This window comes from Clostridia bacterium (assembly GCA_017410375.1).
GTDB lineage: Bacteria > Bacillota > Clostridia > RGIG6154 > RGIG6154 > RGIG6154.
In genome coordinates, this window is record JAFQQW010000024.1 from 62,568 (window position 1) to 80,958 (window position 18,391).

Genomic DNA, 18,391 nt, shown 5'->3' on the forward strand with positions numbered 1-18,391 from the left:
GGTTATATTGTAACACAAACAACCAAAAAACGTATAGGATAATTTATTTTAAAAATTGTAAAATGTGGCACTTTAGCAAATTTGTGCAATAATTATATTGACAGTTTTTTTCAAGCATGCTAAACTTAACTTAAGGAAAACACTTATAAAGGAGCGATAATTTTGGAAAGTATTCAAGCCATTAAAAGCTACTGTGATTATTTAAAAACCAAAGCAAACTTGTCCATTACAGTTCACTTTTTCCACTCGGACAGACAAGCAAAAGCTGTCCTTGCCCCTTTACCTATACCGCAAGTACATTTCAATCCTTATTGTACCTATTTAAAACAAGCCTGTGGTTTACACGCAAAGTGTCTGAAATGTCAGGAAAAAGCCTTAAAAAAATGTGCGGAGCATGGTGCTTTTTCCGGAGTGTGTCACGCAGGCATATTTGAGTATGTGTACCCAATAAAATACAACGGGAAGCATGTTGCAATATTAAGTGTGGGCGAATACAGAGCAATAAATTTCGATACATATCTGAAAAAGATATGTAAAGAAAACAAGCTGAACACAAAAGAGCTTTCCGAGTACAGTACCACTTTAAAAACAGAAATTCCTCCCAAAGAAGAGATTGACACTTTAATCATCCCGTTGCTTTCCATGATCAAACTGGTTACAGCCGTAACCACCGAAAGCATACCAGCCGTAAAGCAGAACTCTTTCGCCTCCGTTTTATCCTACTGCAACCGCTTTTACACAAAAAAAATCACCACAGAAATTTTAAGCAAAAAATATTTTTACAGTCGCTCATATATCGCGCGGACATTTAAAAAAGAAACCGGCATGAGTCTGCCGGAATACATCAATCATCTGCGTATTGAAAATGCCAAACAGCTTTTAAAGTCCACCAAAACGGACATTGCACAAATCGGTGCCTCTGTAGGCTTTTACGACCCTGCTTATTTTACCAGATGCTTTACAAAAGTGGTGGGTATGACACCCAAAGAATGGCGAAAACAAAACAAAAGCAACTCGTTATAAGTTGCTTTTTGTTTTTTATAATGCTTTGGAATATTTTACGCTTTCATCTACAGAACCTAAAATATCTTCTTCAAGACCTTCATATTCTACAGAAAGATAACCGTCATAATTGCTGTCCTTTAAAATCTTTGCAATAGCAGGCAAATCCACCTGACCTTTGCCGATTACGGTACCCTTAAAATGCTTACCTGCAATGGAATCAAACTGCATGTGCTCTGCGACTTCCACAACATCTTTTAAGTGCACCAGACCGATTCTACCTTTTAAATTTCCGATTGCATCCACGGGATTTTCGTCAACCAGGAAGAAATTGCCGGTGTCTGCGTTTGAGAGCATGCACGGGGAATTTACAGCATCCAAGATTGCCTGCACCTGATAGGATTTACCTGCCGCAAGACCGTGATTTTCAAGGCTCATAGCAATGCCGTTTGCTTCCGCATAAGGTGCAAGAGATTTAAAAGCACCGATTGCCTGTGCCATCAGTTCCTCCATGGTGTGATTCGGATTATCATAACCGATAAACACGCGCACTGATTTTGCACCGAAATAATTTGCCGCATCGATGCCGAATTTTACCAGCGCAATTTCATCATCAAGCTGCTCTTTTTCACAGAAGAAGTTGTTGGAAACCGAAAAAGAAGAAACTTTAAGTCCCAATTGCTTCAGCTTGTTTCTGACCTGCGGAAAATTCATACCAAAGCAGTCTAAAAGCTCTACCGCATCCGCTCCCGCTTCCTTTATTTTTTCGATAGCTTCCACAACAGTCATTTTTCCTGCAAACAAATATTTCTGGTATGACCATAAACTTACACTTGTTTTCATCTTTTTTCTCCTTACATAATAATAGAATTTATCTTTATTTTAAACTGATACAACAAAAATGTATATATAAATTCGGACACCATTTCTTTAAATTTGGATAATTTGCTGCATGCTGATTCAGACTGTTTCTTTTTTTGCTTTCCTGTTTAAAGCAAGGGAAATTCCGGGTTCTTTTCCTTGACACTTTTCTTCAGAAATGATAAAATATAATATGTTTTAATTCATATTCATCTGCAAACGGAATCATCTTCGCTATTCCGACTGAAAAAGCCTATAAAATATAAAAAATAAGAGTGTCATAAGACACTCTTATTTTTTTATTTCTCTTCGGTATTCAAGCGGTGTCATACCGCTTAAAGCTTTAAATACGCGGTTAAAATTGCGTACGCTTCCAAATCCGCAAAGACCTGCGATGCATGTTATATCCTCTTTCTCCTCCTGAAGCATACGACACGCCTTTTCGTGCCGGAACAGATGAATAAAATTTTTGAAATGCATGGCAAAATTCCGATGAAACAAAGCAGAAAAATAATGATACTCATAACCAAGCTCTCTTGCCAGCCCTTTTAAGGTGATATCGTGCTCCAAATGTTCAGACACATACGAAACAACCTCTTCCACAAAAGAGCTTTTTATATGCTCTGCGTCCAGATCTGCTCTTTGCACACATTGACTGCACACAAGATTTAAGCACGCAATCAGCGCATATCTTTCAGGCTCGCCTTCAAAAAAAAGAGCCGTTTTAAGAAATTCCTCCACATGCTTCTCGCAGGTAAACTGCAGATAGCGGTTTTGTCCGTTCTTTGCCTTAAAATACTCCACATAATCCTCCGAAAATACACCCACCCAGGTTTTGTTGCCTGTTCTTGTCGTCAATGCATGTACAGTATAGGGCGGAATTAAAATCAGCTCCCCTTTTTGCAACACGGTCCGTCTTTCATTCACCGCAACTTCCGTCTGTCCCTCCAGGGTATAAATCAGCTCGAAATTTCCGTGAAAATGGCTTTCCCAAACAATTGAGTCATATATAAAAGCATTATAATTAAAATTCCCTTGTGAATTATGTGTCTGATGTAACATGCGCGCATCTCCAATCTTAACTTCTGTCTATAATTGTATAATATCTTTCTTGCGTTGTCAATCATTTTTTGATATAAAAAAGATAGGAGGGATGCTATGAACGGCACAGTGTTTTCCATTGAAGAATTCTCGGTCTACGACGGACCGGGCATACGCACTTCTGTTTTTTTGAAAGGTTGTCCGCTTACATGCAGTTGGTGCCACAATCCTGAGGGACAAAAAGCGCAACCCGAAATTGTACGGAGTCCGAACGGCTGCACAGAATGCGGAAACTGCCTTCGCTTTGGGAAAATCGAAAACAATCAAATTGTTTACACAGAAGAAAGCATCCAAAACTGTCCCATGCATCTACTTCGTGTATGCGGAGAGATTTATGACAGCGGCGCGCTTTGTCAAAAGCTTTTAAAAAACGAGCGTATCTTAAAAAATGGCGGAGGCATCACTTTCTCGGGTGGCGAACCCTTTGCACAGAAGGATTTTTTATTTGAATGTCTTTCTCTCTTAAAAGGCAAGCTGCATACTGCAATACAAACTTCCGGCTACTGTAGTACGGATACTTTTCAAAAAGCCCTTTTGCTTGCCGATTACTTTTTGTTTGATTTGAAAATTGCAGACGAAAACGAGCATATTCGCCACACAGGCGTAAGTAACAAAAAAATATTACCAAATTTCAAATTGCTTTGTCAAAGCGGAAAGGATTTTGTAGTACGCATTCCGCTTATTCCAACCGTAACCGACACAGAAGAAAACATCACACGGCTTTGTAAGCTTATGCAAGAAAACGGTGTTTCCTATGCCGAGCTTCTGCCCTATAACAAAATGGCGGGCGGTAAATACAAAATGGTGGGTCGTGACTACCGCCCTACCTTTGACGAAACGGTTGACGTTTCTGTCCGGACCGAAATTTTCGAACAGTATCATATAAAAGTAAAAGTTTTGTAAAGGAGAACTATATATGACACCTAAAATTCAAGCAATGCTTAACGCTTTAAAGAGCGGTGCCTACAAGCAAAATCGCACCATTATAAAAAAAGAACTACCGGAAGAAAAAACAGCGACACAGGCAATAGAAAACCTGCGCTTCGCCGTATCGGTTGAAACCCCATATATAGATGCGATTGATGACTTTGGCTTTAACCGCGGATGTAACCTGTTGATGAACTATGTAGAAGGAAATATCATCGCAGACTACGCACGCATTTTAGAAGGCGGTTTTGATGCAGAAATTGCGCAAATCAAGAAAAGCATGTCTGAAACAAACGACCCCCAAAAAATCGAATTCGGCAATGCAATGCTTGCGTTTACCGACATTGTGTTTTCTGTATGCGAAAAACACAGACTTTTGGCACAAGAAAAAGGCAATGCCCGTCTTGCAGATGCACTGACCCGCATTCCGCGCCAGGGTGCAAAATGCTTTTACGAAGCATTGCTCATGATGAAAATCTCCATTTTCTTCTGGCGTTTAAGTGGTGGAACGCATCAGGCATTGGGACGTTTTGACCAATATATGTTCCCCTATTTCAAAATGGACAAAGAAAAAGGCGTTTCGGACGAAGAGTTGTTTGAACTTTTAGAATCGTTCTTCATTTCCATAAACAAGGACACCGACCTGTATGCCGGTGTACAACAGGGTGACAACGGTCAGAGCATGGTGCTGGGTGGTTTTGATAAAGACGGGAACAGCATGTATAATGCCCTTTCTAGGATGTGTATGCAGGCTTCCTTAGAGTTAAATTTAATTGACCCGAAAATCAATCTGCGTGTTGGTAAAAACACACCTGACGATTTGTATATTTTTGGTACAAAGCTTACAAAGCAAGGCTTAGGATTCCCACAGTATTGCAACGATGACGTGGTAGTACCGGGTCTGATTGCTTTAGGCTATGCCCCCGAGGACGCTTTGAATTACGGTGTTGCGGCTTGCTGGGAATACATTGTTTCGGGCTGTGGTGTAGATCATCCCAATGCAGCAACCATGGATTTTCCGCATATAACCGCAAAAGCAATTACTGAAAATCTTCTATGCTGTGAAACCTTTGAAGCACTGATGGATTGTGTAAAGACCGCCATTGCCAAAGAATGTGACAATATTGTAGAATTCGGCAAAACCATCACCTATCTTTCTTCTCCCGTTATGTCCTTTTTCATGGACGGTCCGGCAAAACACCTGCAAGATATGCGTGTGTGCGGTAAATACCGCAACAAAGGCTGTCACGGTGCAGGCATTTCCAACGCGACAGATGCGCTCTCTGCAATCAAAAAGAATATTTATGATGAAAAAAATATGACTAAGCAGGAGCTTTTGGATGCATTATCTGCAAACTTTGAGGGCTTTGATGCACTTCGGCATTTGCTTCGGGAAAGTCCGAAAATGGGTAACAATGACGATTTTGCAGATGATATTGCCTGTGCACTTATGCAGACGTTTTCCGACAATCTGCACGGTCGCGATAATGAGCACAGCGGTATCTGGAGAGCCGGCACCGGAAGTGCCATGGAATATCTATGGAAAGGTGAAAAATGTCCTGCCACCGCAGACGGCAGAAAGCAAGGCGAGCCTTATTCTTCAAGCTTTTCACCATCTCTTGACATCAAAACCAACGGACTATTGTCGGTTATTCAGTCTTTCACCAAGTACGACATGACAAAAATTATAAACGGCGGACCGTTAACATTAGAAATCCACGACACCGTTTTACGAAATGACATCGGTATTGAAAAAACAGCAATGCTGGTCAAGAACTTTGTTCTGCTTGGCGGACACCAACTACAACTCAATTCTATTAACCGTGAACGCCTTTTAGACGCGCAAAAACACCCCGAAAATTACCCGAATTTAATTGTTCGTGTCTGGGGTTGGAGCGGATATTTCAATGAATTGGACGTAGGATACCAGAATCATATCATCCGCAGAACCGAATACATTTCATAAAGAAGAACCGCCATACGCAGAGTGTTCTTACGGACACTTTAAAACCCGAAACAATTTTTTTGTTTCGGGTTTTGTTGTATAAGGTATCAGGATTAACCTGAATTTACGGAAGATGGTACACATCTTCCTTGCTTGTTACAGTACCGGACAAAATCACAGTGTTTTTTCTTGTGAGCAAACGATATTTTTGCGGAGACACTTTTTCCTTTGAGGAAAAGGCCTTAGAAAATGAAAGAACATCACTATATCCAACGGAATTTGCAATTTCGGTTATCAACATATTTGTTTCAACTAATAATTTTTTAGCACGATTTATCTTATAGCATGTAATATATTCTTTTATCGACATATTGAATTTGTTTTTGAAAATTTTGTATAAGTAAGGTTGACTAACGCCCACTAAATCCAAAAGTTCCTCTACTGTAATTTTCTTATGTATATTTGTTTCGATATAGTCAACACAAAATTCCAAATACGTTTCGCAATTTGTCTTGCATCGTGTTGATATTTTTGTATAGGTATGGCTGTTTAATATATGTAAGTACATTTCCAACATTTTTAATGAGTCTAATATATCACCGTTTTTAGCCATAATTTCATTCGCAATTTTTCTTACTTCCGTAACGGAATCAAAGTCGAATACATAAGCATCATTATCAGTATAGTATCTGTCGAAAATTTCTTTCATTGCATTATCAGAAGATATAACCCATAAAAACTCCCAAGGATCACACGGGTCTGCGTAGTATTCTTCATCTTGTCCCGGATAAATAAAAAAACCTTGACCTTCATTTACAGATACGCCGTTAAAATATCCTTTTCCTTTGGTTACATAGTGTATGATATATAAATTTCTTTTCCCGGGACCAAATTTTGTAACTTCAGCATCTCTGCTGAAGCCTATGGTATTTATTTTAAGCGGAGAAATACTGCTGTCGGAAAAAATCTCATATCGCATACGCAATCCCCTTTCTTATTAGTTATGATTTTACCATATTATGAATTAATTTGTCAATAGACAAATCAGCTTTTTTAGTGTATTATATGGTCTAAGAAAGGGAGATGATATTATGATATCGGATAAATTTAAAAACATTGGAGAGTACGGCGGTGCAGGGATGTACGAAGAACCGTACAGAAGCTTTTTTTACAGAAAATCCCTTGGAATAAGAAGATTTTACGAAAACTGTGAGCTTGCAGTTTACAACGGAGAATTTTTATATCCATCGGGAGTTATTGCAAACAAAATGAGTATATATCCGTCTTATATGGAAGGCATGCGTATAAATCGTAATGCTGTGTGTGAGAAAGACACAGAGCTGGCGGAACTATATTGTTCGGAATTTTGCAAATATCAGTCGTCTGTGCCAAAGGAGCATACTGTTGCAGGAGATATGTGGACACACTCCATGCCAAACTATGAACGCATTTTGAAAGAAGGTTTATTATCTTACATACAAAGAATCAAAAAAATAGAAGATGAAGATATGCGTGAAGGTCTTTTACATATCGTAGAAGGAATAAAAAACTATTTGAACCGTTGCATAAGGTATCTCGATAAAGCAGGAGCAGATAAAAAACTTATAAATGCATTGAGGAAAGTTCCGCTTTATCCTGCGGAAAATATATACGAAGCCATTGTTGCGTGGAATTTTATTCTCTATCTTGATAATTGTGACAATCTTGGCTGTGTAGCATCTGGTCTTTATCCGTATTATAAAGGCGAAGATATTACCGATGTACTAAAAAATCTATATGATAACCTTGACGCAAATTGCGGATATTCAATGGCGCTGGGGGTAGATTATACACCTCTTACAATTCAATGTTTAGAAGCATCAAAAGGCAAAAGACGACCAATGATTGAACTTTTTGTTAATGACGATACGCCTGACGAGGTATGGGAAAAAGCCTTCGAGGTTATCAGAACAAACAATGGTCAGCCTGCTTTTTATAACGAAAAAGCCATAATGGAAGGGCTAAAAGCTAGATTCCCTGTTATCAGCGACGAAGATATAAAGAAATTCTGCGGCGGCGGTTGTACAGAAACAATGATTGCCGGACTTTCAAATGTCGGTTCTCTTGATGCGGGCATAAATTTACTTTTAATTCTAGAAAATACTATATATACAAAGCTTGCAGATTCGAAAAACTTTGAAAATTTCTATAATGACTACATATCAGAAGTAGCATCTGTTGTTAAAACAGTAACCGCAGAAATCAGCAATTCACAAAGAGAACGTGCAAAATATAATCCCGTGCCTATGCGGACATTGCTTGTTGATGATTGTATTGATAACGGTTTGGAGTTTAATACCGGCGGTGCAAGATACAAGTGGAGTATTGTTAACTTTGCCGGCATGATAAATGTAATTGATGCAATGCTCGTAATACGGGATTTTATATTTGAAGAAAAACTATATAATGCGGAAGAATTTGTTGAATTGCTTAAAACAAACAACAAAGAATTCCTGAACCAGGCGAGAAATCACAAAATAAGCTTTGGCAACGATAATGAAGATGCTAATAATTTCACAAATAAGCTTTCTACTGATATATTTTCTATGCTTGATGATAAAAAGCCATATATTGGTGAGGGTTTTCTGCCGTCATCCATTCAGTTTATGTCGCAAGTGTATGCAGGAGCGAAAATAGGAGCAACACCTGACGGGAGAAAAAAAGGAGCTCCGCTTTGTGATTCTTTAGGTGCAATTTTCGGCAAAGATACAGAGGGTCCTACTGCACTTTTGAAAAGTGTTACATCCCTTGACTTAAAAAGAGCTTTAGGAATTCCTGTGCTAAACTTCAATATCAATCCCGAATTTAACAATGCTACATTAAAAGCACTTATTCTGGGATATATGAAACTAGGAGGTATTCAAATGCAAATTACATGTACATCTTTAAAAACATTGATGGAAGCTTATGACAATCCAGATATGCACAAAAATCTGGTTGTGCGTGTCGGCGGATACTCCGAATATTTTCAGAAATTATCCGACGAACTTAAGAAAATGGTTATAAACAGAAATATTCAAAAAATGGTGTAAATGAATGAAAGGTAATATTATAAAAATTTCCAGATTTTGTTCTGATGACGGTCCGGGAATAATGATATGCAGTTTTGCAAAGGCATTGAGGTAATGCCATATCATTCGCTTGGTATGTATAAATATGAGTTGCTCCAAAGGGAATATTTGTGTTCCGATATAAGTGAACCTGATAATGAAACGTTTACTAAATGGAAAAGTTTTTTATGATGTAAAGGAAAAAGCTAAAACCACAAAAATGGATTTAGCTTTTTTACTGTCCTTAAGAACACTCGGCGTATGGCGGTTCTTTTATATTTATTCCATTTGTCTGCCTAAAAATGCCGCGGCGGTCTGGGCAAGCTTTTGCTCGACCTCGCTCATCACCTCTACCCCGTCACCAAAGAAAATAACGGTACCGATGCTGTCCCCGTCCGACAAAATGGGAAACAACACCGAGGCAAAGAATTTATCGCTGTCCTCTAAAATATAGACCGCTTTATCGTTTACATGCTTTTGAATGTGCTGACTTCTCTCCTGAATCAGCATTTCCACTTCGGAAGAAATCTTCTTTTCAAACATTTCTTTTTTACTTGCGCCCGAAACCGCAATTACCATGTCCTTATCGGTTATACAAACGCCTCTTCCGCTGATTTTTGCCAACGTTTCGGCATACTGTGTCGCAAAACCGCTCAGTTCTCCGATGGGTGAATATTTCTTAAAAATCACTTCGCCGTCCCGATTGGTAAAAATTTCCAAAGGGTCACCCTCACGGATTCTCATGGTTCTTCTTATTTCTTTCGGGATAACAACCCTTCCCAAATCATCTATTCTTCTTACAATTCCCGTTGCTTTCATATTCAAACTGCTCCTTTTAATTGGATTTACAGATTTAGTATTTGTCGCAAGGAAAATTTTATGTAAAGAAAAAAATGGGAAAATTTTTAATTTGCTTTTAAAAAGCGCCCAGCATACAATCGTTTAAGATTTCGGTCATTTGTTCATCTGTGCAGGTTATATGCAAGGTTTTGCATGGCGAATTGTGCACTTTCTCAACAAGTGTGACTTTGTTTTCTGTATCGTAACTACACTTACCGAAATCGTGGCATTTAAGGTGCGGTGTGTCGGGATGGATAGCATAAAGCGAGGCAATTAAGTCCCAACTGGCGCGTCCCGTGTTTTCTGCCCCAAGCCAGATAGAATATGCTTGTCGTACCGGGTGGTCGGCTTCTAAAAATTCGCCAAGATGCGCCCCCGTTACAATCGTTTTGCCTTGTGCACTAATATAAATCGGTACGGGACAAAGCTCAAAAAACGTCTTTGTGGATTGAGCATCCATACCCCAGTTAAAATCATTTACCTTTTCGGGATTGCCCATGGTGATCACTTTTTTGACTTTTTTACGGAACAACTCCACACCTGAAAGCGGACTTATATCGTCCGCTTTTGTTTTTAGTGTTTCCGCAATTGCGGTAAGCATACCCACACAAAGCATGGTGACGCTTTCATCCTCAGCTTGTGCTAAAAGCTTACGATAAACGGATACGGCTGAGGGATAATCTTGATCAGTTTTGTCAATCTGCTCAGCAAATACACGGTTATAATCTCTGCTCTCCCTTGCACATTTTGCACTATGCGCGCGATACGCATCAAAACGTTCTGCTTCGGCATAATCTTTAACATAAAGCGTACCCACGGGCACAGAAACGCCATAGCTTTGCGCGATAGCTTCACAGCAAGGTGCGGCATAGGCACACACCGAATCAGAAACCATGCCAATCAGTTCGATTTTATTTTGCAAATGCGCCTCTAAAAGCATAGCAAGCGCACCGGCATCGTCACAATCGGTGTCCATATCCGTGTCAAAAATAATAACAGGCTTTTTTTCGTTATCCATAGCAGATTCCTCACTCAAAAATATCGTTATCACGGAATTGCAGCGCATAGAGGTTTTTATAAGTGCCATCTAAAGCCATCAATTCCTCATGTGTACCGCGCTCGGTGATGCGACCATCCATAACAACCGCAATCTCGTCCGCATTACGGATGGTGGAAAGGCGGTGTGCCACTACCAAAGTGGTTCTGCCCTCACAAAGCTCATCTAAAGCCTGCTGAATCAGCACTTCGGTAGTGTTATCCAGTGCCGAGGTCGCTTCATCCAAAATTAAAATTGCAGGGTCTTTCAAGAATACACGCGCAATGCTGAGGCGTTGCTTCTGACCGCCCGAGAGCTTTACGCCCCGCTCCCCGATTTCTGCATCATAGCCGTCCGGGAGCGTTTGAATGTAGTCGTGAATGTTTGCGCGCTTTGCCGCCTCAATCATCTCTTCTTCGGTGGCATCGGGTCTGCCGTACATAATATTTTCGCGAATGGTACCCACAAACAAAAATACGTCCTGCTGTACAATACCGATATTTTTACGCACCGAATCCAATGTAAGCTTTTTAATGTCCTGACCGTCAATTTTTATGGTACCTGAGCCGTCTTTTAATTTATAAAAGTTCGGCAACAAATGACAGAGGGTTGTCTTACCGCCACCCGAAGGTCCGACTAAGGCGAGCTTTCTTCCCTTTTCCAGTTTTAAGTTTACATCATGCAAAACCTCTTTCGTTTTATCATACGAATAGGTTACGTGTTCAAATTCGATTTCTCCACGGATATCGGTAAGCTCTTTTGCATCAGGTGCATCCGATTCGGGTTCTTCCTCTAAAACCTCTACAAAGCGCTTAAATCCGCTGATACCGTTCTGGAACTGCTCCATGAAGCCGATTAAAGTATTCACGGGCTGAATAAAAATGTTCACAGACACAATAAAGGTAGAATAATCACCAAAAGAAATACGTCCTGCGTACAAAAACAGACCGCCTGCGATTAAAATCAATACATTAAACACGTCTGTAATAAAGGTTGTCGAAGAATGAAATTTCGCCATAGCATTATAAGCGCGTCTGGAGGCATCCACAAACTGAACATCCCCCTTTTCAAACTTTTCCACCTCTGTTTTTGCATTGGTGTATGCTTTGGTTACACGAATACCCGTTATACTGCTTTCCACCGACGCATTGATGATTGCGTTGCTTGTCCGTCTGTCCTGAAACGCCTGCTTCATAGCTCTGCGGAGCTTCATGGCAACCACCACTAAAATAGGTACGCAAGTAAAAATAATGAGGGTTAAAATCCGGTCGATGGTAAACAGATAGGAAAAAGACAGCACAATCATAATTGTACTGATTAAAATGTTTTCCGGGCCGTGGTGCGCAAGCTCGCAAACCTCAAACAAGTCACTGGTTATACGGGTCATGATGCGACCTGTTTCATTATTGTCGTAATACTTAAACGGCAGTTTTTGTAAATGCGCAAACAAATCCTTTCGCATTTGCGACTGCATTTTAACCCCAATCATGTGTCCGTAAAACTGCACAAAATAATTCAACAGCATTCGTGCCGTATATAGTGCCAACACAACAATACCTGATATTACAATCGCTGAATACATTTTGTCAGGTATAAACTCATTCAGCATTTTGTTGGTCACAATGGGATAAACCATACCAATCAGCGAAATTAATAATGCCGCAAGCATATCTAATGCAAACATTTTTTTGTGCGGCTTGTAATAGCTGATAAACCGTTTTAACATACCTTGTTCTCCTTTTCACATTACAGATACATACTGTTGTTATACTTTGTAGGTAAGCCTTCTTTATACAAATGCGAATCGTTTGAAAGCATCAGCATTTTTGGCACAGCTATGCCGTCTTTTTCGGCAAATTCAATGACCGTAACATCGGAATGGCTCATATCCATATGCATTGCCACAAGCGGATACGGAATATCTAAAACCGCACTTAAAAACGCAATACCAAAACCCTGATGTGCAAACATTGCAACGCGCTCATTATTAGATGCAAGCACTTTATACGTACCCGTGTTCTGTATGTGTTCATATCCTAAAGCCTTAAAAAATCCGTTCACTTCATTTTGAACACGCTTTATACCTTTTTCATAGGGTGCAAGCTCGGGATGCGTAAACCAGTCAAATCCAAGGGATAGAACAGACGGGTCCGAAAAAAGCTTTCGGATTTGGTCGTCCCCGAAAATCCAGGTTTTCTTGCCGTTTCTTTCTACCGTAAGCTCTGCCCAGGCTAAGTTTTCGTTAGCAAATTCTAAGGTTGTAATCTCCTTTTTTAACATTTCCGCTGTTGGCGTGGCAGTTAAAATTGCACGATTTGAAGTGGATGCAAAAATCTTGTCCAGCCCGTGCTGAGAAAGTCTCCTGCCTACCGCTTCTGCCTGCCTGTGCCCAAGTGGCGTTAAGGAATCCGGATTATAAATCGGATCTCCGTGTCGTACATAGTAAAAAATCATCTTTTTCCCTCCAAATCTGTTTTAATTGCATTGTGTATGTCCTGACGCATCTGCATTACAATATTATACTTTTCAGTACCGTATTTTTCGGAAATCGAAATGGTTGCGTCCGACAAAATGATAACATACAAACCGCTTTTAACGTCTAAAAATACCGATTGCCCGGTATGTCCGCAATGCCCTATGCTCCCTTTCGGAAAAAGAGAGCCTGTCTGGCTGTACTTTTCATCTACATATAAAAAACCCAGGGCTCTTGAATCTGCACAAGCTTCTGTATAGTTTTTTGTTGCCTTTAAAAACAGCTCTTCGGAAAAAAGCGGTGCACCTTTACGCAGTAACATTTCAACGAATTTAGTTGCATCTTCCACACAGGAAAAGAGACCCGCATTTCCTGCAACACCGCCCAAGAATTTGCAGTTGTAATCGTTCACAATTCCTCTTTCCGCTTCGCTTACGTTGCTGTTTACCACATTGTCTTTTTGAGTTGGCAGGAAAGATGAAAATTGCAGTTTGAGTGGGTTTGCAATATACTTTGTAAATAAAGTATCCAGCCTTTCGCCGAAAACCTGTTCTAGGATTTTTCCAAGTAATATGTATCCGGGACAGCTGTATAACGTATCGCTCCCGATTTTAACGTCTGACGGAATTTTTAGTATAAATTCAGCAATATTTTCGTAGGTGTTCCCGTCTACCACAAGATTTTTGTGTCCGATGCCCATGGTATGGGTCAGCAAATGCAAAACAGACATCTCTTTTTTATCTTCGGGAACGGGGTAAAACTGCGACACCTTATCCGTAAGCTTCAAGAGCCCTTTATCCAAAGCAATATAACAAAGCACTGTGGTTGCCATAACCTTTGTAACCGATGCCATATCAAAAAGTGTATGACAGTTAAGCTCCGTTTCGGAGGATTTGTATATTTCGGCAAAGGTTTTGCCGTTTTTCCCAACCTTCACCGCAATGTTTCTTAAATGCCCCTGCTCCATGTATTTTGCAATGCAGTCCTTTGTATGTTTCATCATAATAACACTTTCCTTATTGTTTCATAAGCACATTTACAGCAATAAAACTATACATTAACCGAATAGTCCTTTTTAAATCCATGCGCACCGTAAATTTGCCATTTTCCTACACCAAGTCTTTGCAGAACCGCTTTTCTTTCTTCTGCACAAAGCGTAGGGTTGGTATCCACAGATGTCATAAGGATAGGCGCATATTGATTATATTCTGCCTGCTCTCGTGTTAATCCGTGGACGTTAATATAAATATCACCGGTAAATGCAATGTGATTCCGATAGTCAATCAGAACGATTTCACCGGGAAGGTGTCCGCCCTGCCCCTCATATACCTCAAAATGGAGTTCTCCGAACTCAAAAAAGCCAATTTGCGTGAGCGGTTCCGCGAGATTCTCCACATTATTCCACAATGCCGTAACCTTATCGGGATTAACCGTTTTATAAGAAGTAAGTAATTTACAAATATTGATATATGGTTTGTGTAGGGAATTTTCCTCTCGATATCCGTTTTTTCCGTTATATTCTTTCCTTAGGCACATTGCTGTTTTATGGCTGGCAAGAATCTCATCAAACACAGGCAACAGTCCGCAATGGTCAACATCCGCATGTGTTATAAGTATTGTTTTTTTAATATCGTTAAATTCAGGTATAATATCTTTAAATATGCTTAGCATTTCTTCTGTATAACAAGCATACCCACTGTCTATAAACAAATATTTTCCGTCACTGTTTATAATGATTGTGTTACTTCCGCAAGGCGGTTCTATCAATATTATTTCGGTTTTTTCAGTGATTTTGTGTTTCGTTATACGCGGAGAAAAATTTGTTCCTTTTGATGCCCCGAGTAATTCTGCAAATTTGCTGATACTGTCAAAGGTACGATATGGAGACAACCCCTGCTCGTCCAACGTCTGCATGGCAAGATTTACATGTACTAAAAGTTCTTTGCTTATATCAGTGTCTAACCCCATAGTCTGCGCCAGACCCATAACATAGGTATTGTAAAAAATACTGTTATCATAAACCTTTTCTGAACTGTTGTAGTCTATCATTCGAACTTTACATATTTTTTCGACTTCTTTCAAAAATTCAGATATTTTTTGCGAATCATCCACATACAAGCCCATCTTAAAATACTGATAATTTGTTCCATTCTCCTGTGAACTTATATAAGATATGTTAAAATTAAACCTGTCAATAAGCGTCAAAACATCGGTAACGCTTCCGGGAACATCTTTAAGACAGAACTCCAATAAAACAATGCTTGTTTTGGCGTTGTTATTTTGAAGATAACCAATCTTTTCAAGTTCTCTGTCTGCTTTTTTAAGCTGTTCCTCAGTTCCTTCTGCATCTATAAATAACGTATGCGAATCTACTGCCTTGTTATAGCTTACACGCGTAATATTAATTCCCAATGCCGAGAAGCACTTGCTCGCTTTCAAAAACGCACCAATACGGTTTGGCATGGATGTTATATATGTTTTTTTCATGCATTTTCCTCCCTTTCGCCAAAATTCGACAATCTTTATATAAAGACAGTATAATCTAGATGCCAATGTTTATTATATCTGTGGCTCAACAAACTTGTATACGGAACCATCCGAAAAACAAATCTCTACTTCTCTGTTATTTAAATCATCCGATGCTTTTATGCAGACAATTTCACATTCTTTACCGCCATCAGGATAGATAAGTGTTACAAACCTTGCTTTATCACATTTTTTCAAATAACTCAAATTATATATCGGTCTGTAATCCCCCTGAACTGTGCTGTCAGCAATCCATCCCTGCATCTTTTCTGATACTTTTCCTCTTGAAATTTCCATCTGCGTTTCGCTATTGTTATTAACAAAAATATGGAGTGTGTTCGCCTTTACATCTGTATCTTTTACATCTATGGAATCAGCATCAAGATGCCACATAATCTCATATGAATGTTCACTACTTCCTTCAAACCTATCGCACACTATCAAAAAAGGATTTAAATTCTTATGCTTTTTCACATAGTATACATTTCTTCTGTGTGTAGCAATCTTATCGGCGTTCTCGCCGTACCCCTCATCATATACGGCACTCAACGCATCAAGCTCATCTGTAAGGTGGAATTTCAAATTGCTTTTTTCTGTGATTGCACCATCCCACTTATAATCTTTTCTTCTGTTTTGTCCCATTCCGTCCACACATCCGGTATTGTGTGCGAAGGTTGATTTAACATATTTTCGCATCGGAGAATCATCATATGCATAACTATTTCCCTCACACAGGGTCTGATACCCATCCGCAAAAAATGTTAATGAAAGTTTATCCTCATGCTGATGTCCGGCTCCAAATACGCCACCGTCAAAGAACACAAAACTGTCATCGCTCCCATATCCGCTTCTCAGGGTTGCCAATCCGGGATATTCAAACACATAGGATTTTTCCTTCGGCTCATCAGCTTCTTTCCCCAAAACCCACTTAAAATACGCATTATTCTCAAAAAGTCCTTCCGATAGTTTAATTACCTTTTTTACATCCATAAAAGAGCCGTCATTTATACATGGAGATTTTCGGTCAGGACGCATAAATCTTACATAAAACATAAGCATTTTTTCAACAGCATCAAGCATTTTTTGCGGAACACTTTTCCCGTACCCATTGCAAAGTTTTATCGGTTTTATGTAGTTTAATATCGTAACATACTGATAATCTGTCGTGAGTTCAAACTGCGCTCCGTCGGGATAGATTTGCAAATCAATACATCTCATAAAACTGTCCATACAAAAATCAAACCACTTCTGTGAATCTTTAAAGAACGGATATATAATGCTTATATGCATTAATCCGTTCAGTTCCATCAAAAACCAGTTGCTCATCTTATGTTGACCTGTATTATCATTATACAATCTGTTTGCGTGTTCCCACACAGATTTCGTCCAATCTACCAAGACATTGTCAGGTAGAGCATCATAAAAACTATGAATAATTTCCGGCCATTTTAATCCCTGACGAATACCACATTCTATAGTTCTCCAACAGACAGTTTCCCATCCCGATGTTCCAACAGGAGGTGCTATTGCCTGTTCAAGCCAGCTCTCAAACAATTCAACAAACGCATCCACATATTTTTTATCCTTTGTAATACGGTATGCTCTTGCTAAATTCAACCATTCTTCGTGACGGTTTAATTGCCATGGCCACTCACGGTAATCATTATCTGTAGGATTAAACTCCCAGTCAACTTTTTCACCTTTAAAATCATAACCTTTTCCACATGACACCATATAATGACGACAAGCGTTCTCTGCTTTATCAATCACTTTTTCCGGGTCAAAGGTTTCACCCTTTATGACATCAAAAAAAATCTCAGGCTTTATTATTTTACGAAAATAATCAGCAAAAATTTCTCTGCATTTCAAAAAATCTTCCTGTTGGATATATTTTTCACAATCAACTATTTTGTTGATTGTTGACATATCTATTAATTCACAAAAAAATTTTCTATCACTTATTTTCATTTCAGTGTACCTCAATTTTTCTTCATATTTATTTTTATAAATGATTTATTCCAAGTCAACAATCTCTTAATTATTTCAAACTATTTCGACAGTCTTTATATAAAGACTGTATAAACTAGATGCCGATGTTTTTATGCTCTCAACATAAAAAATACCAAAATTATCATTGCAACAAAAGCAGGAATTGGCAAAAATTGAATAACAAAACTAAATCTGCTCTTTCCTCTTTTTCTTGCTACTACCGATGTAAAAATGCTGGCAATTGATATAATTGGAATAGAAAGACCTATATATACAACTATATTTAAAAGCAATTTTTTTAAATCTGAATAATTTGTCGTAGGAGCATCTGCAAAAAATACTGTGAACATTCCTATCAATGACAATGGTATGTATATAACTGACAATATTATATTCAAAGTTACACCTTTTTTATCAATAGAATTATATTCATATCCGTTTTTCTTTGGCATTAATAAAGCTATTAACAACACGATTACTGCCAATATTTTCAAAATATCAATTATACTAATGTTTAATTCCATTTATACCACTTCCTTTCAAAGGCTTCTCCTTGAGGAGAGGCTCCGCCGTAGGCGGTGGTGAGGTGTAGATTGCGAAAG

Annotated in this window: 15 protein-coding genes; 4 read left to right on the forward strand and 11 right to left on the reverse strand. The window is 39.0% G+C overall.

From position 1 onward, the window contains the following. Positions 1-162: 162 nt before the first annotated feature. Positions 163-1,023, forward strand: coding sequence for a helix-turn-helix domain-containing protein (locus IJE10_03955; GenBank protein MBQ2967261.1), 861 nt, complete (start codon positions 163-165; stop codon positions 1,021-1,023). Positions 1,024-1,038: 15 nt separating this feature from the next. Here the strand turns inward: IJE10_03955 and IJE10_03960 are convergent, their stop codons facing one another. Then, positions 1,039-1,845, reverse strand: coding sequence for a sugar phosphate isomerase/epimerase (locus IJE10_03960; GenBank protein ID MBQ2967262.1), 807 nt, complete (start codon positions 1,843-1,845; stop codon positions 1,039-1,041). A 309-nt stretch (positions 1,846-2,154) separates the two neighbouring features. Next, positions 2,155-2,925, reverse strand: a complete 771-nt coding sequence (locus tag IJE10_03965) for an AraC family transcriptional regulator (protein MBQ2967263.1) — start codon at positions 2,923-2,925, stop codon at positions 2,155-2,157. 96 nt (positions 2,926-3,021) lie between these two features. On the opposite strand from IJE10_03965, the gene IJE10_03970 reads away from it, so the two are divergent. Both IJE10_03970 and IJE10_03975 read left to right on the forward strand, forming a co-directional pair. Then, positions 3,022-3,867 carry a glycyl-radical enzyme activating protein gene (locus IJE10_03970; GenBank protein ID MBQ2967264.1) on the forward strand — a complete coding sequence of 282 codons (846 nt, stop codon included), beginning with the start codon at positions 3,022-3,024 and terminating at the stop codon, positions 3,865-3,867. A gap of 13 nt (positions 3,868-3,880) precedes the next feature. Beyond that, positions 3,881-5,857: a pyruvate formate-lyase gene (locus IJE10_03975; GenBank protein ID MBQ2967265.1), complete on the forward strand. Its 1,977-nt coding sequence runs from the start codon at positions 3,881-3,883 to the stop codon at positions 5,855-5,857. Between the two features lie 103 nt (positions 5,858-5,960). Here the strand turns inward: IJE10_03975 and IJE10_03980 are convergent, their stop codons facing one another. After that, complete coding sequence (locus tag IJE10_03980; protein ID MBQ2967266.1) at positions 5,961-6,815, reverse strand: AraC family transcriptional regulator; 855 nt, start codon at positions 6,813-6,815, stop codon at positions 5,961-5,963. 289 nt (positions 6,816-7,104) lie between these two features. On the opposite strand from IJE10_03980, the gene IJE10_03985 reads away from it, so the two are divergent. After that, a complete protein-coding gene (locus IJE10_03985) occupies positions 7,105-8,907 on the forward strand; it encodes a hypothetical protein (protein ID MBQ2967267.1) in 1,803 nt (600 codons plus the stop codon). Between the two features lie 297 nt (positions 8,908-9,204). On the opposite strand, the gene spoVT is transcribed toward IJE10_03985, so the two are convergent. From spoVT to IJE10_04025, 8 genes are all read right to left on the reverse strand, one after another. Next, entirely contained in the window at positions 9,205-9,744 is a 540-nt protein-coding gene (spoVT, locus tag IJE10_03990) for a stage V sporulation protein T (protein MBQ2967268.1), read from the reverse strand. Positions 9,745-9,841: 97 nt separating this feature from the next. Further along, positions 9,842-10,783: a nucleoside hydrolase gene (locus IJE10_03995; GenBank protein ID MBQ2967269.1), complete on the reverse strand. Its 942-nt coding sequence runs from the start codon at positions 10,781-10,783 to the stop codon at positions 9,842-9,844. 10 nt (positions 10,784-10,793) lie between these two features. After that, entirely contained in the window at positions 10,794-12,527 is a 1,734-nt protein-coding gene (locus IJE10_04000; GenBank protein MBQ2967270.1) for an ABC transporter ATP-binding protein, read from the reverse strand. A gap of 20 nt (positions 12,528-12,547) precedes the next feature. After that, positions 12,548-13,255, reverse strand: a complete 708-nt coding sequence (locus tag IJE10_04005; protein ID MBQ2967271.1) for a histidine phosphatase family protein — start codon at positions 13,253-13,255, stop codon at positions 12,548-12,550. Continuing rightward, complete coding sequence (locus IJE10_04010; protein ID MBQ2967272.1) at positions 13,252-14,277, reverse strand: beta-lactamase family protein; 1,026 nt, start codon at positions 14,275-14,277, stop codon at positions 13,252-13,254. The genes IJE10_04005 and IJE10_04010 overlap by 4 nt, the downstream gene beginning before the upstream one ends. 47 nt (positions 14,278-14,324) lie before the next feature. Next, positions 14,325-15,761 carry an MBL fold metallo-hydrolase gene (locus IJE10_04015; GenBank protein MBQ2967273.1) on the reverse strand — a complete coding sequence of 479 codons (1,437 nt, stop codon included), beginning with the start codon at positions 15,759-15,761 and terminating at the stop codon, positions 14,325-14,327. 72 nt (positions 15,762-15,833) lie between these two features. Beyond that, on the reverse strand, positions 15,834-17,768 hold the full coding sequence (locus tag IJE10_04020; GenBank protein MBQ2967274.1) for an alginate lyase family protein: 1,935 nt from the start codon (positions 17,766-17,768) through the stop codon (positions 15,834-15,836). A gap of 131 nt (positions 17,769-17,899) precedes the next feature. Beyond that, positions 17,900-18,313 (reverse strand): hypothetical protein, encoded by a 414-nt coding sequence (locus IJE10_04025; GenBank protein ID MBQ2967275.1) that lies wholly within the window; start codon positions 18,311-18,313, stop codon positions 17,900-17,902. Between the last annotated feature and the right edge of the window lie 78 nt (positions 18,314-18,391).

What these genes read in the sequence shown, in the direction of transcription:
- IJE10_03960 (MBQ2967262.1), bottom strand. Translation starts at nt 1,845, where the DNA reads ATGAAAACAAGTGTAAGTTTATGGTCATACCAGAAATATTTGTTTGCA.
- IJE10_03965 (MBQ2967263.1), bottom strand. Translation starts at nt 2,925, where the DNA reads ATGTTACATCAGACACATAATTCACAAGGGAATTTTAATTATAATGCT.
- IJE10_03970 (MBQ2967264.1), top strand. Translation starts at nt 3,022, where the DNA reads ATGAACGGCACAGTGTTTTCCATTGAAGAATTCTCGGTCTACGACGGA.
- IJE10_03975 (MBQ2967265.1), top strand. Translation starts at nt 3,881, where the DNA reads ATGACACCTAAAATTCAAGCAATGCTTAACGCTTTAAAGAGCGGTGCC.
- IJE10_03980 (MBQ2967266.1), bottom strand. Translation starts at nt 6,815, where the DNA reads ATGCGATATGAGATTTTTTCCGACAGCAGTATTTCTCCGCTTAAAATA.
- IJE10_03985 (MBQ2967267.1), top strand. Translation starts at nt 7,105, where the DNA reads ATGAGTATATATCCGTCTTATATGGAAGGCATGCGTATAAATCGTAAT.
- spoVT (MBQ2967268.1), bottom strand. Translation starts at nt 9,744, where the DNA reads ATGAAAGCAACGGGAATTGTAAGAAGAATAGATGATTTGGGAAGGGTT.
- IJE10_03995 (MBQ2967269.1), bottom strand. Translation starts at nt 10,783, where the DNA reads ATGGATAACGAAAAAAAGCCTGTTATTATTTTTGACACGGATATGGAC.
- IJE10_04000 (MBQ2967270.1), bottom strand. Translation starts at nt 12,527, where the DNA reads ATGTTAAAACGGTTTATCAGCTATTACAAGCCGCACAAAAAAATGTTT.
- IJE10_04005 (MBQ2967271.1), bottom strand. Translation starts at nt 13,255, where the DNA reads ATGATTTTTTACTATGTACGACACGGAGATCCGATTTATAATCCGGAT.
- IJE10_04010 (MBQ2967272.1), bottom strand. Translation starts at nt 14,277, where the DNA reads ATGATGAAACATACAAAGGACTGCATTGCAAAATACATGGAGCAGGGG.
- IJE10_04015 (MBQ2967273.1), bottom strand. Translation starts at nt 15,761, where the DNA reads ATGAAAAAAACATATATAACATCCATGCCAAACCGTATTGGTGCGTTT.
- IJE10_04020 (MBQ2967274.1), bottom strand. Translation starts at nt 17,768, where the DNA reads ATGAAAATAAGTGATAGAAAATTTTTTTGTGAATTAATAGATATGTCA.
- IJE10_04025 (MBQ2967275.1), bottom strand. Translation starts at nt 18,313, where the DNA reads ATGGAATTAAACATTAGTATAATTGATATTTTGAAAATATTGGCAGTA.